The sequence below is a fragment of the Scytonema hofmannii PCC 7110 genome (assembly GCF_000346485.2).
GTDB lineage: Bacteria > Cyanobacteriota > Cyanobacteriia > Cyanobacteriales > Nostocaceae > Scytonema > Scytonema hofmannii.
In genome coordinates, this window is record NZ_KQ976354.1 from 1932416 (window position 1) to 1949763 (window position 17348).

Annotated in this window: 17 protein-coding genes, 1 other RNA gene and 1 pseudogene; 13 read left to right on the forward strand and 6 right to left on the reverse strand. The window is 41.5% G+C overall.

What is annotated here, in order from left to right; genetic code table 11:
* Positions 1-102: 102 nt before the first annotated feature.
* The 3 genes from WA1_RS08350 to WA1_RS08360 all read right to left on the reverse strand — a co-directional run bounded on the left by WA1_RS08350 (position 103) and on the right by WA1_RS08360 (position 2884).
* The gene (locus WA1_RS08350) at positions 103-1578 is read right to left on the reverse strand and encodes a hypothetical protein (protein ID WP_017745523.1); all 1476 of its coding nucleotides are present in this window, start codon (positions 1576-1578) and stop codon (positions 103-105) included.
* Positions 1579-1601: 23 nt separating this feature from the next.
* Positions 1602-1964, reverse strand: coding sequence for a recombinase family protein (locus WA1_RS58585; protein WP_201789079.1), 363 nt, complete (start codon positions 1962-1964; stop codon positions 1602-1604).
* Positions 1965-2317: 353 nt separating this feature from the next.
* Positions 2318-2884, reverse strand: a complete 567-nt coding sequence (locus WA1_RS08360; RefSeq protein ID WP_017745521.1) for an HdeD family acid-resistance protein — start codon at positions 2882-2884, stop codon at positions 2318-2320.
* 224 nt (positions 2885-3108) lie between these two features.
* Here WA1_RS08360 and corA point away from each other — a divergent pair, with 224 nt between their 5' ends.
* From corA to WA1_RS08385, 5 genes are all read left to right on the forward strand, one after another.
* Positions 3109-4320, forward strand: coding sequence for a magnesium/cobalt transporter CorA (corA, locus tag WA1_RS08365; RefSeq protein ID WP_017745520.1), 1212 nt, complete (start codon positions 3109-3111; stop codon positions 4318-4320).
* Positions 4321-4362: 42 nt separating this feature from the next.
* Positions 4363-5085, forward strand: coding sequence for a hypothetical protein (locus tag WA1_RS08370; RefSeq protein WP_017745519.1), 723 nt, complete (start codon positions 4363-4365; stop codon positions 5083-5085).
* A 118-nt stretch (positions 5086-5203) separates the two neighbouring features.
* An RNA gene (gene rnpB / locus WA1_RS08375) (RNase P RNA component class A) lies at positions 5204-5658 on the forward strand.
* Positions 5659-5699: 41 nt separating this feature from the next.
* On the forward strand, positions 5700-6419 hold the full coding sequence (rnc, locus tag WA1_RS08380; protein ID WP_017745518.1) for a ribonuclease III: 720 nt from the start codon (positions 5700-5702) through the stop codon (positions 6417-6419).
* A 4-nt stretch (positions 6420-6423) separates the two neighbouring features.
* Complete coding sequence (locus WA1_RS08385) at positions 6424-7413, forward strand: Gfo/Idh/MocA family protein (protein WP_017745517.1); 990 nt, start codon at positions 6424-6426, stop codon at positions 7411-7413.
* Positions 7414-7438: 25 nt separating this feature from the next.
* On the opposite strand, the gene WA1_RS08390 is transcribed toward WA1_RS08385, so the two are convergent.
* On the reverse strand, positions 7439-9478 hold the full coding sequence (locus WA1_RS08390; protein ID WP_017745516.1) for a HAMP domain-containing sensor histidine kinase: 2040 nt from the start codon (positions 9476-9478) through the stop codon (positions 7439-7441).
* A gap of 286 nt (positions 9479-9764) precedes the next feature.
* Here WA1_RS08390 and WA1_RS08395 point away from each other — a divergent pair, with 286 nt between their 5' ends.
* The 4 genes from WA1_RS08395 to WA1_RS08410 all read left to right on the forward strand — a co-directional run bounded on the left by WA1_RS08395 (position 9765) and on the right by WA1_RS08410 (position 13031).
* Positions 9765-10454 (forward strand): RibD family protein, encoded by a 690-nt coding sequence (locus WA1_RS08395; RefSeq protein WP_081402861.1) that lies wholly within the window; start codon positions 9765-9767, stop codon positions 10452-10454.
* A gap of 115 nt (positions 10455-10569) precedes the next feature.
* Complete coding sequence (locus tag WA1_RS08400) at positions 10570-11163, forward strand: acyl carrier protein phosphodiesterase (protein WP_017745514.1); 594 nt, start codon at positions 10570-10572, stop codon at positions 11161-11163.
* Between the two features lie 14 nt (positions 11164-11177).
* Positions 11178-12347: a GNAT family N-acetyltransferase gene (locus tag WA1_RS08405; RefSeq protein WP_017745513.1), complete on the forward strand. Its 1170-nt coding sequence runs from the start codon at positions 11178-11180 to the stop codon at positions 12345-12347.
* Between the two features lie 300 nt (positions 12348-12647).
* On the forward strand, positions 12648-13031 hold the full coding sequence (locus tag WA1_RS08410) for a DUF4346 domain-containing protein (protein ID WP_017745512.1): 384 nt from the start codon (positions 12648-12650) through the stop codon (positions 13029-13031).
* A gap of 89 nt (positions 13032-13120) precedes the next feature.
* Here the strand turns inward: WA1_RS08410 and psb32 are convergent, their stop codons facing one another.
* Entirely contained in the window at positions 13121-13855 is a 735-nt protein-coding gene (psb32, locus tag WA1_RS08415; protein WP_017745511.1) for a photosystem II repair protein Psb32, read from the reverse strand.
* 150 nt (positions 13856-14005) lie between these two features.
* Positions 14006-14500 (reverse strand): NADAR family protein, encoded by a 495-nt coding sequence (locus WA1_RS08420; protein WP_017745510.1) that lies wholly within the window; start codon positions 14498-14500, stop codon positions 14006-14008.
* A gap of 221 nt (positions 14501-14721) precedes the next feature.
* Between WA1_RS08420 and WA1_RS08425 the strand changes: the two are divergent.
* The 4 genes and pseudogenes from WA1_RS08425 to WA1_RS08435 form a co-directional block, all read left to right on the forward strand.
* Positions 14722-15054 (forward strand): annotated as a pseudogene (locus WA1_RS08425) (DUF2243 domain-containing protein); the annotation flags it as partial.
* Positions 15055-15414: 360 nt separating this feature from the next.
* Positions 15415-15519 carry a hypothetical protein gene (locus tag WA1_RS52465; RefSeq protein ID WP_419183612.1) on the forward strand — a complete coding sequence of 35 codons (105 nt, stop codon included), beginning with the start codon at positions 15415-15417 and terminating at the stop codon, positions 15517-15519.
* 47 nt (positions 15520-15566) lie between these two features.
* Complete coding sequence (locus WA1_RS08430; protein WP_026134892.1) at positions 15567-16175, forward strand: DUF4129 domain-containing protein; 609 nt, start codon at positions 15567-15569, stop codon at positions 16173-16175.
* A gap of 48 nt (positions 16176-16223) precedes the next feature.
* The gene (locus WA1_RS08435; RefSeq protein WP_017745507.1) at positions 16224-17327 is read left to right on the forward strand and encodes a DUF4350 domain-containing protein; all 1104 of its coding nucleotides are present in this window, start codon (positions 16224-16226) and stop codon (positions 17325-17327) included.
* Positions 17328-17348: the final 21 nt, after the last annotated feature.

A 17348-nucleotide genomic window follows, 5' to 3' on the forward strand; every position in this document is an offset into this window, starting at 1 on the left:
GACATGCATCCCATTAAACGGTATAAAACAGAATTGATGTCTGAGTGAGAAGTGGTGTAACAGCTAAGGTTTAGGCTTTCCACTTTTCTTTCTAGACGTTGGCTAGCTCCCACTTACCAGTTTTTGAAACTCAGGGTTTTTCCGATGCTTAGGATCGAGCCAGCCCAATTTCACCGCATCTTCCAAACTCTTGCCTTCAAGCTTCAAAAACATTGCAGTACGACGCAATAACACTGCTTGCACTTGACTCGCTCCCATGTAGCGAGTAATGTCCCGATCCGTACCTCGATGAAGGACAGTTTTAGCAGCATTGCAGTCTGACTGCACAACGACCCCAGTATGCCTGGTAAAACTGTCTCCAACACGCTTCCCTAAAAGAGTCAACGTGATGGAATCAGTTTGTGACGTATACGCAGCGTTGACCTCTGTGATGACTGAATCACTCCAATCAGCCCATTTTTGTAAACTATCTCGCAGCTTCCCTTTTACCCAACTATTCAGTTTGCGAGACAAAGATTTTGACTGACGCTTGTTTTTAATGGGTTGCGTCAAGTCCTCGGCAAAAACTTTTAGCTTCCGAGAAGCAAACAGAGATTTAGATGCAGTACCAAGCAATGAAGAGATAGCAGCTTGGTCTTTTTTATAACGTTTATTTTCGGTTTTTCTAGACAGATTATTTTCAAGAATGCGTGCAGCTTTTACTGGGTCGTGCTCTTCGTGTTTACGAAAAATAGCAAATAATTTACCCCGCTGGCGATTCTTGTTAGTCATGCGATTTGATTTTTTAGTTAATAGCTTGCCTAAGCCATCCCCATGAACTTTTTCATTTGAATCGATCAAGGCTTCTGTATATCCTTTATCAATACCTATAGGTGTTCTTTCTTCATCAGGCGATTTGGTGTAAATCCCAAAGTTGACTACAAAGTGAAGTTCAAAATGATCTAACTCTGAATTGTAAATAAGTCTAATTTGTCCAGACGGCTTGCGGTTGCTTCTTATATTGAATTGAATCCGCTTGCCTCTATTTAAGCCAGATACATTTAGTCTATATACATAGCGGCTTAAGCGAGTACAAGTGTAGGCTTCTGGCTGATAAACAACCTGATTATCTACCCTGGTATGACCGCGTTCAAACTCGTCTCTCACAATTCGACTCAAAAATGAATCCGAGAGAAATTCAGTAGAATTTAATTTTTGGTAAGCGAGCTTTCGAGTTTCTTCATTTTCCTTCCCAGGATACCTTGCCCAAATTTTCCCCCTTAAATTAGCAATCGTAGCAGCTTGTTGAGCAAGTATAGCTTTAGCGACATCACTGACTGTCCATTCCATCAGTTTGGATGGTAGTCCTAGAGACTCAGGCGTCCTAAATGAACGAACTTCAGGATATGCAGAGCGCCAATTCATTCCCCAGTGCCGAATACTACCAAGTTTGTTGTAAGCTTCAGAACGAACAACACCTAAGCGCTCCATAAGATCCAACAATTCAGACTTAACAGCGTCGTTAATTAAAACAACGTTAACGATCTGTGTTGACATCTGATGAATTTCATTTTTAGGTTTCTTTTTGCGCTTGGTCATTGTTCAATCCTCCTGACAACTATTCATAACACAGAATTGTCCGTTTTGTCAGTCGAGAATTCAGCTTTTCTGAAATTTTCATACTGGCGGAGAAAATAAAGTTTGTCGGAGAAACAATGCTTAATACTCATAAAGTCTTCCATTAATTCTTGGTGAGGTGGTTTGTAAGTACTGTTGAGAATAACGAGAGCGCACCTATGAGCATTGTAAATCCATTCTCCAAGGTAAGACCCAAATCGACATAAGCGCTCCTTGTGTGCAACCACTAGAGTTTTCACTTCTTGCTTTAAAACTTGTTCCATTAGTGCTACAAATTTTTGGCGCTTAAAGTTCAGCCCCGATCCATACTCACGCTTTACATTTATAGTTTGGGTAATTGTTGCCAAGATATTCAATTTGGCTTGTTAGGTCATCTTTTTGGGAAGCAGTAGAAACTCACAGCATAAAGAATGATTGGTCTATCGTCAACCGCAACAACCATTCTTTCTTTGAGATTCAACAAGATAGCGCCGATGTCCACTCCTGAGATTTTCTGCTTTGAATCTTACCATCTCAGAACCTCTACTCAAAGTTTTAGGATGATAGCCGTAGCGCTGTTGAAGCTCACATTGGAGTAATATACATGAATGGGGCGAAATGTCTATTTCACTCCATTATAAACCTATTTATTCCATTATTCTGTGATTTAGTGAAACGGCGACAGAGTGAAGTCTGTCGCCGCCAAGATAGCGCAGGTGGCTTAAGTACTTGCAGCTTGGTCGGAATTAATTGCACCACGCGCATTCAGTGACATCATCACGCGTGAGACACCTGTGGATAGAACGCTAGCACCAACTAGTGTTCCCAAAACCCAAGGGGCATCAGCAGGCCATTGGAACCAAATCATGACACCAAGCACTAAGGTAACAATAGCGTTACCTAATGCCCAAGTCCAATTCTCTTGAGGACGCAGACGGAATGCCAACAGTAACTCGAATACACCTTCTGTTAGTAAAAAGCTACCAAGCAATAAGGTTAGTGTGAGGATTCCTGTGAAGGGATAAATAAACAGCATGATACCAGTTGCTATGTAAAGCCCGCCTAATAACAGTTTCCAAATGAATCCTCCGCGATCGCGGGTTTGTACTGCGTAGGACAGTTTCGCAGCGCCTGAAGAGATGAGTATCAAGGCTACCCAAGTCTCTGCAAAAATTGTCGAAACAGCAGGCATTGCGATCGCACTAATCCCCAAAACAATCAACAAAACACCAATCCACAAAGAGCCATTGGTCTTTTTGTCAATCTCACGAGAAACGTTGGTTGTCATATTATTTTTTCCCTTTGCTTAAATTAAAACCCTACATTTAGGCTAGGGAATTTCTCACGAGTAGCGGTATACCCCAAGGGTATACTTTATAAGGAAAACGGCTGAAAACCCCGAAGTGAAAACAACAAATCTGGATTCATACCGATTTACTACGATTTAACGCTATTGGATAATATGACGAGTCAAAAATATTTATGCCGAAGAAAGTGCATCGATCTTCTAAAATGGCAAAAAAAGTTCGTCAATCTCCTAAAATGGCAGGAAAAGTTCGCAAACGGCATACAACAGCAAAAAGAAGTGGCCCCTCTTCTCAAGAGGTCACCCCATATCCCATAGAGAGATACCATCACCAACCGGGAACAATGCCTGGAGTTCTCTATATTTCTCCCGGTTCTCCACTGCCAAAGATATCGTTAATTGACTATAACGCTATCAATGTTATTCGTAAGGAAATAGCAACTCCAGAAGAGTGTGCTCTCTATTTAGATACACAATCTATTTCTTGGGTGGAGGTACAAGGTCTAGGAGATGAAGACGTTTTGCGACGGTTGGGCAAAGTTTTTAGTTTGCATCCTCTGGTGTTAGAAGATATAGTTAATGTGACAGAGCGTCCAAAAATAGAAGAATATGAAGCCCAATTGGTTATTATTTGCCGCATGGTTGTGCCAAAACCAACAAAACTAGGCTTTCACAGCGAGCAAGTGAGTCTAGTATTGGGAGAAAATTACCTACTCTCGGTACAAGAGGAACCAGAATATGATTGTTTGGATGGGGTAAGAGCGCGAATTTGCAACAATAAAGGGATCATTCGCAAGCGTAGAGCCGATTATCTAGCCTATACTCTACTCGACGCGATTGTGGATGGCTTTTTTCCAGTTTTAGAGCATTATGGCGATCGAATTGAAGAGTTAGAAGAGGAAGCAATCTTTAATCCTACCCGAGAAACACTACAAAAAATTTATAGTGTAAGGCGAGAATTATTGCAACTACGGCGTTATATATGGCCGCAACGGGATGCCATCAATTCACTCATTCGGGATGGCAATGAACTGATTCGTGACGAAGTGCGGATTTACCTGCGAGACTGTTATGACCATACAGTGCAAGTAATGGATATGATTGAGACTTACCGAGAACTTGCATCTGGATTAATGGATGTTTATCTTTCGGCGGTGAGTAACAGGATGAATGAGGTGATGAAGTTTTTGACAATTATGTCATCAATTTTTATTCCACTCACCTTTATTGCCGGAATTTATGGTATGAACTTTAATACAGAAAAGTCCCCGTACAATATGCCCGAACTTAATTGGTACTGGGGCTACTTTCTTTGTTTGGGTGTTATGGTAGCGATCGCAATTAGTCTGATTGTGATTTTCTGGCGGAAAGGCTGGTTCCAGAACTTATCAAAAATTAAAAGTGATTCCAAAAAGTGAGTTTAATATTCAAGCAGAAGTACAGGAGGCTATATATCAAATATGAGAGATGGTGATACAAACTTACTAGTTTTAACACTTTACGTCATTGGCATCACTTACACGTTCAACCAAATGGTTGACTCTATTGATGACCAAATAAAGCTGGAATTCAACAAAGCCAAGGTAGATGAACAACTGAAAGAACAAGAACTTCAAGACAAAATTGGAGTGTCTTTCTCGCTCAAACCAATGTACTCAATCAAAGATCCAAAAGACTTATCCATTAATATTGAAAATAAATCTGAGGATATCATAATATACGTAGACTGGGACAATTGTACTTTTATGGAATTCGATGGAGTTTCACGGCGCGTGATGCGGGAAACACCAGTGGACAAACCAGCTATAATCCGTGACTTAGCTGTCCCTCAAGTGACAAGTGCAATTGTTCCGAAAACAACTTTAAAAGAGAAAGTCTCATCAGAAAGTGTTTTCGAGCTCGACCTGGAAACGAGAATCTATAAAGCACGAGATGAAGCATCGATAGCCAATGTCCTCAAATGGAAATCAAGCCCTGTCAGGGCGCAAAAAAAAGAATTTAGCAAGTTCATGGACAGAAAACGCAACTTTGACTTTTCACTGAATTTGGTGCTACGACTGGCAAGTAAATATGTCGGTCTTGCTCCAGGTAGGGATTTCTCTCCCGTATGTGTTGTCAACTGTCCCTTTACAGTCAGAAAGCTTCCTTGGACGTATGCTCTCCCTTGGAATAAGAAAAGGTAAAAAATAAAACAAACTGTAAGAAAACTTGTAGCAAAGCAAAAAAATTAAGAATTTCATCCTTATGTCGTGGATCGCTCATACTTTCTCAGTCATCCAAGATTACACTGGTTATAAGGAGAGAGTAGGCGCAGGCGGTTGCAGGTCAGCTTGAAGAAAGCTAGCTTGAGGAAAGTCCGGGCTCCCGAAAGACCAAACTTGCTGGGTAACGCCCAGTGCGAGCGATCGTGAGGATAGTGCCACAGAAAGATACCGCCAACACGATTTTGGATTGACGATTTTGGATTTTGGATTCAATCTAAAATCTAAAATCTAAAATCTAAAATTTTGTCGGTAAGGGTGCAAAGGTGCGGTAAGAGCGCACCAGCACGACTGAGAGGTCGTGGCTCGGTAAACCCCGGTTGGGAGCAAGGTAAAGGAACTACGGTTGGTCTTTTACCAGTTCCGTAAAAAAGAGCCGCTAGAGGCGTCTGGTAACAGGCGTCCCAGATAGATAACTGCCCTCAAAATGTAAGAATGTTTGGCAAAATATTTTTACATTAGAGAACAGAACCCGGCTTATGTCCGACTCTCTCCTTATTAATCACCAGTGACCAGTGACCAGTGACCAGTGACCAATGAGTCTTGCTTATCCACGCCGTCAAAGGCAGCTTGAAAGTTTAGTAAGAAAATTAGGTCTGCCAATAGCAGCTCCGATAAAGTGGCAACTGCTGGATTTAGCATTGACTCATCCCACAGTGTCTGAGTCAGCTAACTACGAACAGCTTGAGTTTGTTGGCGATGCTGTCGTTCGTTTGGTAGCAGCAGTTGTCTTGTGGGAAAGTTACCCAGATTGTTCAGTTGGAGATTTTGCAGCAATCCGTTCGGTACTGGTCAGCGATCGCATTCTTGCCCAACTAGCAAGAGAGTATGGTTTGGAGTTATACTTACTCGTCGCAGGAAGTGCTACATCTGACAAAATTGGTCAGGAATCTCGACTTGCAGATGCTTTTGAAGCAGTTTTAGGAGCACTTTATCTAAGTACTCAAAGTCTTGAACTGATTCGTTCTTGGCTCGATCCCCATTTTAAGCAACTTACTACGGAAATTCGTCTCGATCCCGCCAGACTAAACTATAAGGCTGCTCTACAAGAATGGACGCAAGCACAGTATAAGGTACTACCAGAATATCGAGTTATAGAGAAAACTCAACCACAACACATTCAAGAACGTTTCCTTGCAGAAGTATGGCTGAACGGACAAAAGCTTGGAGAAGGGAAAGGGCGTTCAATAAAAGCAGCAGAACAAGCAGCCGCAAAAGTTGCTTTTCTCGCACTCAACACTCAAGAAAAATCTTAGTCAAATGATTAAAATTGCTGTAATCGGCGTTGGACGTTGGGGAATACATTTGTTGCGGAATTTTCTCGAACAGCCGCAAGTTGAAGTTAAAGCAGTCGTAGATCCGAGTCCTGAAAGATTGATAGAGGTAAAACAGCAATATCATTTAGATGACAAAGTACTACTGACAACTGAGTGGCAAGCAATACAACAAGTTGAAGGTTTAGAAGCCGTTGCGATCGCCACACCTGCAAGTACTCATTACTCCCTAATTTCTGATGCTTTGCATTGGGGTTACCACGTTTTGGCAGAAAAACCCCTGACTCTCAAGCCCAGAGAATGTCGAGAACTTTGCCAACTCGCAGAACAACAGAAACGACAGTTGATGGTCGATCACACCTACTTATTCCATCCAGCCATTGAAAGAGGAAAAGCTATAGTTCAAAAAGGACAATTGGGTGACTTACGTTATGGATATGCTACCCGTACTCATTTAGGACCAGTCCGTCAAGATGTTGATGCATTGTGGGACTTAGCCATTCACGATATTGCCATCTTTAACACATGGCTGAATCAAATACCCATAAAAGTTGAGGCTACAGGTAAAGTTTGGTTGCAACCAGGGCTATCGGATTTAGTGTGGGTGACGCTTACATACCCAAACAACTTTCAAGTTTATATTCACTTATGCTGGTTAAATCCCGACAAACAAAGACGGCTTGCAATTGTGGGCAGTCTTGGTAGTCTCATTTTTGATGAAATGTCACCTGCATCACCTTTAACCTTGCTACATGGGGAATTTGAACAACGAGAAAACAAATTTATTCCTATCAATCAAAGACAAGAAGTCCTAGAAATAGAAAAAGCAGAACCATTAAAGGAGGTATGCAATAGCTTTATTAACTGTATTCTCAATAATCTTCCTTCAGAAACTTCATCTGGTTGGGTTGGTACAGAATTAGTACAAATTCTTTCTGCTTTGACAGAATCTCTCAAGCGAGACAGTGACCAGTGATCAGTGACCAGTGACCAGTTACTGATTACTGGTCACTGGTCACTGGCTTTTGCATCCTAAATCTAGGATTTCTAATTTCTTTATTGAAATTAGACGGTAAGAAGTTGCCTTTATGGTTTGTATCTCCTGCTTGTGTCGTTGCTGTTGCTTGTTTACTTTGAGTGGAAGGGTTAATATTTTTTGAGCCTTCTTTGTCTTCAGATTCGCTTAATAAAGAGATATCAATTAAAGGCAAAGTTATTGTAATTGTTGTCCCCAAATTATTACCCTGACTTTCAAGAGTAATAGTACCCCCCATAAGTTCCATTAAGTTTCGTGATATTGCTAGCCCCAATCCCGTACCGCCAAACTTACGAGCATTGGCATCATCAATCATTACAAAGGGACGAAAGAGTTTTGACTGTTGTGTGGGATCGATCCCTATACCTGTGTCTTTAACTTTTATGATAACCTCAGACTTATCATCACGATCCTGAATATCTGTAGCAATTGTAATGCTTCCTTCTTCGGTAAACTTGGTTGCATTACCAATAACATTAATGAGCACTTGTTTTAGCTTTGCTGAATCAGCATTAACGGGTATGGCTTCTTCTAGCTGTGGAATATTTAATTGCAACCCTTTTTTTTGCACGTTAACAGATTGTATGTTGATAACGTCCTTTAAAATTTGTGTTAAATCTACAGGTTTCAGAACGACTGATAATTTGCCTGCTTCTATTTTAGAAATATCAAGGATATCGTTAATAATGCCTAACAAGTGAATTGCTGTATCATCAGCACGCTGGAGAAATTCTAGTTCTTCTTCTCTGTTGTCACACATATCTTCTCTTACTATGCGAACGCAATTAATAATAATGTTGAGCGGATTTCTTAATTCATGGGAAGTTGCTGCTAAGAATTGAGTTTTTACTTGATTGGCATCTTTAGCTTCTTTCCATGCTAATTCCAACTCTTCTGCCCAAACTTTGAGTCGGTTTAACATTTGGTGCAGTGCTTGCGCTAGTTGGTTAAATTCACGAATTTGGAAATTATCAGGAACTGGTTGTGTAGATTCGTTGAGGTGGAGATTCAAGGCATAGTCTCGTAGTTTTTCTACAGGACTTGCTAAATAACGAGCTACATACAGTGAAGCTAATACACTTGCTCCAATCAAACCAAATGTTAAAACGGCAAGAATAATTTTTATGTCTTGAAGCCCGTAAAGAGCATCATCTAAACTCGTGACTGATATTATGACCCATTTTTTATTTTGTCCTTCTGTAAGAGGGCTTGGAATAGCTGTATAGCCTGCTAGTAATTCTTCACCTTCCTGTTCAAAAAATAAATGTAGAAAATCTTGCCTTCCTAGCAAAGCGTTTTTAACAATGCTTTGTAGTCTTGAAGCATCAGCGTGTTGTTTTATATTCGTTCCTACTCGCGATGCTATTGGATGTGCCAGGATTGTCCCATCATCAGAAATAATGACTGTAGAGCCAGTTAATAATCCCAGTTTATGACTTATTCTTTGTTGCATTAGGACTGATTTAAATCTCAAGACATAACGCATATTTTCTTCACTATCGTACACGGGTGCAGATAGCATGAGTTGCAGGTTATTTCGGATATTTTTTTGACCGGTTGTTCCAAATTCTGGCGGTAATATTGTCTCGACATTAAAGCCTTCACTGGAAAAAGGAAATTTTACCTCACCAAATGATTTGATGCCACAAGTACTAGCTAGGATGTCATTATTTTGGGGGTCGATTAATTGAATGCAATCGATTTGTTTTGGTAGTTGTTTCGCAATCTTGCTCAGAAATCGCTGCACTTCCATAGGTAAACCCGATCGCACCGTCGTTGTTTGACTTGCGTTGATTACATTTATTTTTAAAGCAGCACTTGCTTCTACAAGCTTCTCGCCCTTAATAATGGCACTTTCTGTTAAATTTTGCCGAGCTGTTTCTAGCAGACTAGAGCGTGCCTTTTTATAAGCTACAATCTCCCCTATCAATAAAACTGGAACTGACAGTAGCAAAATTTTTGACACTAAAATTCTCCGAAAGGATGATTGACGGGGTTTAGCCATCGGCAGTCTCTCTTAATGATGTGCCAATCACAGCAGCCACTCAAAAAAGTTGCTGTTGTTCTTGAGTTACAAAATTCCCTATCTTACAATCCTATTTAAAATATAAAAAAGTTCAATAGGAAAAAGAAGTCAAGTATACGAGCCCTCATAAAAACGCTTGCCCATGCAACTGTCATTTACGCGCAAATCATCATGATGAAATTTCCGAACAGAAAGTTTCCAGCATTGTATTGTTAAAAGTAACAATTTTCTTTGAAAACATAAAAACTATCAATCCAATTGAACTGTGCAAGACCGTCCACATACCATAGTAATCTTAGCAATGAGTGCAGATGGCAAGATATCAGATGTCACGCGATCGCCTGCCCGCTTTGGTTCAAAAACTGATAAAGCCCATCTGGAAGAACAAATTGCTTTGGCTGATGCTGTCATATTCGGTGCTGGTACTCTCCGTGCCTACGGTACAACACTCACCGTATCACACCCACAACTGCTGCAACAACGCGCTCGCACAGGAAAGCCTCCTCAGCCGATACAAATAGTAATTACACATTCTGCTCACCTAAATCCGGAAATTCGCTTCTTTCGGCAAAAAATTAGCCGTTGGTTACTGACTACATCACCAGGAGCGCTTTTTTGGAAAAACCGTTCAGATTTTGAGAAAATACTAGTTTTTGAAAAACCAACAGGAGAAATTGACATAGAGGCTGGTTTAGAACATCTGAAAAATTTAGGCATAAAACGTTTGGCTGTTTTGGGTGGTGGTGAGTTAGTCTCCTCAATGCTGAAAATAGATTTAATTGATGAATTCTGGCTCACTATTTGTCCGTTGATTATAGGTGGTGCAGCCGCACCTACACCAGTAGAAGGAGATGGATTTTTCCCTGATTTAGCGCCGAGCTTGCAATTATTAGAAGTTCGCACCATCGAACAAGAGGTCTTTCTGCATTATTTTCTTAAGCGGTCAAAAGAATAGTGTTAAAATTTAATACAATTATCACTTTCAGTATTTTGACCTTTAGCAAAATTTCAGCATCGTTTTTCCTCTATGGAAAGACGGCGTTACAACGTCCAAACCTTACAAGCTTTTTATGAACTGGCTAGCCCACTTGTTTTTGTCGGAAAAGAACGTTGAAAGTCGCTTGGGAAACCTCCTTGCGGATTTAGTCAAAGGTTCAGCTCGCCAGGATTTGAACTTTGGGATCCAACGAGGGATGGAGTGCCATAAAGTCGTTGATACCTTTACTGATTGTCACGTCATTGTTCGATGCAGCAAAGGCAGAATTAGTCAAAGGTACAAACGATTTGCTGGAATACTTGTAGATATCTTTTACGATTACTTTCTGGCAAAGAATTGGTCGGTGTACTCGAATATACCGCTTGATGAGTTTACAACCCAGATATATGAGTCATTTCAAGCTTATCCAGGGCAAATACCCACACCCGTAAGAGAGATTTTAAATCGGATGGCGGCTGAGGACTGGTTGGGATCTTATCGCAACTTAGCTGGTGTAGAAAAGACCATTAGGAGGATATCTCACAGATTGTCCATGCGGCTGTCTAAGCCCTTCAGTTTAAACCTAGCTGTCAGCGAATTAATCACACACGAGAGTGAGTTGGAAAATGATTTTCGGGAATTTTTCCCAGAGTTACTAGCTCACACCCAAAATTGGCATCTTGCTTAGTATTGAACGTAAAAATGTTGGAACAACTAAAGCCTCGTTATTCAGTTGCTTGGAACAACAAAATTTCTGAAGTACCCAAAGATGCATGGGATGCTTTGGCGTTGCCACTCAAAACACCGTTTTTAGAGTGGGAGTGGCTGAATAATCTTGAAATCTCCCAAAGTGCCACTGCGAATACTGGCTGGTTACCAAATCACTTAACTGTATGGCGGGACAGAACACTCATCGCTGCAGCGCCTTTGTATATTAAAGGACACAGTTATGGCGAATTTGTTTTCGATCATCAGTGGGCTGACTTAGCACAACGTATTGGTGTAGAATATTACCCGAAAATGCTGGGAATGTCTCCGTTTACACCGGCTGAAGGTTATCGATTTTTAATTGCGCCAGGAGAGGATGAGCATGAAATCACAGCAATGATGGTGCGTGAAATTGACGGTTTCTGTACCAAACACCATATTTCTGGTTGTCATTTTCTCTATGTAGATCCACAATGGCGTCCAATTCTGGAAAGTCAAGGTTTTACCCCTTGGCTGCACCATAGCTACATTTGGCAAAATTCCGGGTTTAAGACTTTTGATGACTACTTGTCAGTTTTCAATGCCAATCAACGTCGCAATATTAAACGCGAACGTAAAGCAGTGGAAAAAGCTGGTTTGAGATTACAGTCGTTGTTTGGTGATGAAATTCCTAAATCCTTATTTCCTTTAATGTACCAGTTCTATGCAGACACTTGTGATAAATTTGGCTGGTGGGGTAGTAAGTACCTAACAAAGCGGTTTTTTGAGCAACTGCATACCCATTACCGCCATCGGGTTGTGTTTTTTGCCGCCTACAACCAACAGGATAACCGTCAGCCAGTGGGGATGTCTTTTTGCTTGATGAAAAATGACCAGATGTATGGGCGCTACTGGGGTTCTTTTCAAGAAATTGACTGCTTGCATTTTGATGCTTGCTACTACACACCAATAGAATGGGCGATCGCAAACGGTGTCCAATTGTTTGACCCCGGAGCGGGTGGACGGCATAAAAAACGTCGCGGGTTTCCAGCTACTGCCAATTACAGCCTGCATCGCTTTTACAATAATCGTTTGTCACAGATTCTGCGCCCTTATATCAATCAAGTGAATGAACTCGAACAGCAGGAGATTGAGGGAATGAATGCGGAGTTGCCTTTTAAGTGACCAGTGACCAGTGACCAGTGACCAGTGACCAGTGACCAGTGACCAATGACCAGTGACCAGTGACCAGTGACCAGTGACCAGTGACCAGTGACCAGTGACCAGTGACCAGTGACCAATGACCAGTGACCAATGACCAGTGACCAATGACCAGTGACCAGTGACTAGTGAGTTTTGCATTTCTTTTTTATATAACTGTTTAGATTTTTGCGGATCTACTTAGTTCAGGCAAAGATCTAAACTTAAGAAGAGGTTATGTAAAGGTAAAAACTCCAATTTTTGAATGTTAATTTTAAGGAGAATATGGATTTGACTGTTTCAGATTTAGCGGTAATTGATGAAAAGCTTTCTCAGCGTCATATCGATCTTGACCCAAGTGGGTATTTCATTATTTACCTGAATCGGGAAGAAGGTTTAATTTGTGCCAAGCATTATACAAATGTTATTGACGATCGCGGTTTAGCGGTCGATCCTGAAACAGGGCAAGTGATTCCCGCACGGGGAAAAGTAGAACGAACTCACACTATAGTCTTCAGTGGCAGAACAGCAAAAGAACTCTGCGTTAGAATCTTTGAGCAAACTCAACCCTGTCCGGTCACTCAGCTAGACCACGCTGCTTACTTAGGTCGGGAATTCATCCGCGCCGAGATTGCTTTGGTGACAGGGCAAGAGTATGTTCAGGACTAATTGGGGAGTAGGGAATGGCTAATGGGGAATAGGGGTATGAAAAAGATTTATTCATCCCCCACTCACTACTCCCCACTCACCACTCCCTATTACCCATTAGATGATGGCTGATTAATCTGGTAAACGTAGTATGTTGCCATCGGGATAATGGTTGCAGCAATGAGAAGCCCGATCACCCAAGCAGTGGCATTACCTTGGTCGGTGTCTTCTGCTTTTGTGAAAGTGCCTTCTACCTGTACTTTTTCAGCAATTTGGGGTGGTCCTGGATCGGGTTCGCCAGATAGGACGGCGACTAAGCGATCGCTTGCATCTAAAAACGCCTGATTGTACTTGTTGCCGTCCCGTAATGGTGCTGTCAAAGTTTCATAAGCTACACTTTTAGCAATGTCATCTGACATCAAAGATTGTACTTTGTCACCAGTAACGATTGAGATACCGTTAGTTAAGGTATCAATCATCAGTAGTGTTTGATTTGCCGAGCGCTCTTTTGTGGGAAACCATCTTTCAAATAGTTGTTTTGTGAAGCTTTCAGGAGTTTCACCATAGTCAAGACGGCGAACTGTAACAAATCTGACTTCATTTCCTGTTTGTTTTGCCAAGTTCTCAAAAGCGCTGCTAATCTTGCCTTCGTTGGAACGGCTGATAACTTCACCTTGATCGACAACCCAAGTGCTACCAGGTGTGATATCTGGTATTTGATACACACTTGTAGCCAAAGCAGGCATAACAAACAGAGAAGAAGCGAGAACTACCATCACAAGTGGCAGAAATAGCAATTTGATACTATTTTTCAAATTACATACTTGGTTGAGGAGCTGTTTCATGAGATTTGCCAAAATATGGAATAATTGCACCAAGATTAATATATACCTACGGGTACAATCTCTGGACTTGTTAATCAAAGATTTGTGAGAAGAATGACTACTTCCCGCGAACCGTGAAATGCCCCAGTTTTACCGGATAGGTGGGAAGGATCAATTTGAAACTTCAAATCTCAAAGATTCCGAAATCCTTGACAAGGACGGTAAAGTACGGAGGTCTTCACGCACGCTCATTAGGATTTTACCAAGATAATTTTGACCTGTGTTCTTGGCTCCACAGCCCCAAAAATAATCGGTAGGAGAATTTTCTACAATAAGTTGGTCGCTTGTGGCCAAAAGAATTTCTCTAATATCGGCATGAGTTAGAAACTTTTTGAGGACGGCTTCTCTCATCACTTGAGTTTTCACTATCTCCCAGTCAGGACGAACCTGGCGAGAACAATCGCGCCCCAATGCTGCTGCTTGTTCTGGTGTTTCAGCAGCATAAATGAGAGGTATAGCTACCGCGTCTCGTGTTCCTACAAACTTTTGAGCTTGGTAATAATGCTCAACTGTAGACCAGCAAACGCCATCAAATTGGATGGAGTGAAACGAAAAATTAGAAAAACAACCGTAAGGCTGCCAAACCTTGTAAAAATAAATAGTCATATGAAAATTGCTTTTTTATGCCTCTATTTTCTTCCCTAACTGTAGATACTAGCAAGAACTGGGTAAATTTCAATTCTTCTGAAGTAAGTGTCTTTGGGTAGAAGATGGAGTTTGGAAGACAGTTTTATGCTGAGGAGCAATGAGATGATATGAGGTGAGGGATGGAGGCAAAAAGCGAAAAAAGCGATAAGCCGGGTACGGCTTGCGCCAAAAGCGATAAGCTGGGTACAGCTTGCGCCAAAGGCGATCGCACACCGTTGATTGTTGCTGGAATTTTTCTAGGTTTGGGGCTAAGTGGGTTCTTTGATGGCATAGTCCTGCATCAAATTCTCCAATGGCATCATATGTTAAGCAGTGTTCGACCTCCAACCACAGTCTCTAATATAGATATAAACACGGTTTGGGATGGTTTGTTCCATGCTTTTGACTGGATAATGACCGTGATAGGAGTGATTTTGCTGTGGAAGGCTGGAGGACGCGATGATGTTCCGTGGTCATTCAACCTTTACTTTGGGTCGATCTTCTTTGGCGCTGGATTGTTCAATTTGGTTGAACAAAGATGCGCTCGTGCAGTCCCCGCCTAAAAATACTATAAAAATATCTACATTTTAGGCGGGGTTAACGAAGCTAGTATAAAAAGCGGAGCAACATTGTAGTAAAATAATATTGGTACGGCAAAGCGAAGTTTCGTAGAGGCACGACCATTATGCAGCAATTATCTATTTAGGAATTGCTAATTTTTCTAGGGTGTTCGAGGGCAAAAGTTCCCCACGACTCACTGAGGACGCCAGTATACCTGGAAACGTTGTGAAGCCTTCGGGTTTCGTAGCGCAAGATTCCTCAACCATAATCTATTGATTTGGTTGGGGTGCGTTCAAGGCGTCATTGACCATCATATTCTAGGCATTCATCATGTGAAACCCGGACTGCACCAGCTAGCTTGGGATTTAGGATTTTTGGCAACTGGTGCGCTGCTTGTCGTCCTTGGGTCGGTCATGATAAAAAGGACGGAAAGTTAGTATGGGCGCAATACCTTGCGCCCCTACACCCTCCCCCCTCTTTTTCTATGTCCTTAGATTCTTTTGAAAAAACAAGTTGGAATTGGCAGTTCTCCCAATTGCAACAACAAGTTGGAGAATGGATAGAATATCAGTTTTCTGGCTTCCAATTTAAACCGGAACTACCTAATGGATGGCAAATAAGCCCTTGGTTGTTTGACATACTAAACTTCATATTTTGGCTACTACTCAGCTTATTCTTACTATGGGTCTGTTGGCGGTTATGGCGAGAACTCAGCCCCTATCTTTATTCTTGGTTAGCCAGAATCAGTCATTCAAGTAGTTCTAGTGGTAAAAGCAAAGAAAGCGAGATGTCAGTCGCGATATGGTTAGCGCGATCGCAAGACTTTTCTCGACAGGGAAACCATCGTGAAGCTTGTCGCTGTTTATACTTCGCCATGTTACAGCATTTACACGAGCGCGGAGTTCTTCCCCACAAGCCCAGCCGTACAGACGGGGAGTATTTACAATTGCTACAAATGTCTGTAACCCCCGTACAACCATATGAAACTTTAATTACCACTCACGAGCAATTATGTTTTAGCAATGCGGATGTAAACTCTGAGAATTACGAGCATTGCCAACAAGCTTATCAAGAGTTAATGGCTAATGACTAATGGCTAATTGCCTTCTAACCACTAACCACTAACCACTAACCATTTAATATGAAACGCTCAAACCGTCTTGTTTGGATTGGCGGATTGGTATTAGGTATACTTGTATTACTAACCTTTATATCAGCGCCAACAACCAGTAAAAATAATAGTGGTTCCACTTACAGCCGTTATCCCGAAGGATATGGGGCTTGGTATGCTTATATGGAAAGTCGAGGAATTCGCATCCAACGCTGGCAAAAACCTTTTAGCGATTTGGATACCGAGAAACGTCCAGTCACTTTTGTGCAAATAAGCGGTTATCAAAGACAGCCCTTTTTATATAGTGACGAGCAAGAATGGGTAGAAAAAGGGAATCGCTTAGTCATTGTTGGAGTGCGCGAACCCGTGACAGCTGCAAAATTTACCACAAAGCAAGAATCCTCGGCTGGTGAAGTCAAGATTGATACACGACGGCGACACCCATTTAATAAAGGAGAAAAAGTTAGTTTGGGCGATCGCTTTGGTGCAATTGTGTGGGAAGAAAATTACGGTAAAGGAACAGCAATTTTTGTGATTCCTTCCTACTTAGGTGCTAATGCTTACCAAGATAATCCAGAGAATTTCCAATATTTAGCAAATTTAGTCAGCCAGAAAGGTAACTTATTATTTGTAGACGAGTACATTCACGGTTATAAAGAACCCAGTGTTAGGAAACAAGAAGGCAAAGGGGACATATGGAGTTACTTAGCACAAACCCCCTTAATGCCAGCGTTCGTCCAAGGAGGTGTACTGTTACTGGTACTGATTTGGGGACAAAACCGACGCTTTGGTAAAGCAGTCGTCTTAGAGACGCCCATTCTTGATAACAGTGAAGCTTATATTCAAGCGTTAGCAGGAGTTTTACAAAAAGCCGAATCTAGGGATTTTGTAGTGGAGATGGTTGGGAAAGAAGAACAACTGCAACTCCAAAAAGCTTTGGGCTTGGGACAGCAATTACTCGATCGTCCCAGTTTAGTTAATGCTTGGGTACAACAAACAGGGGTTGCTGCTACAGAATTAGATGAAGTGTTAAACTTACAATCGCAAAAACGTCGCTTGAGTGAAAAGGAACTGGTCAGTTGGTTGGAAAAATGGAAAATACTAAGGCAGCAGATCTTAGTTAAGAATCGTTAAAAACGAAAAGTGTATTCCATC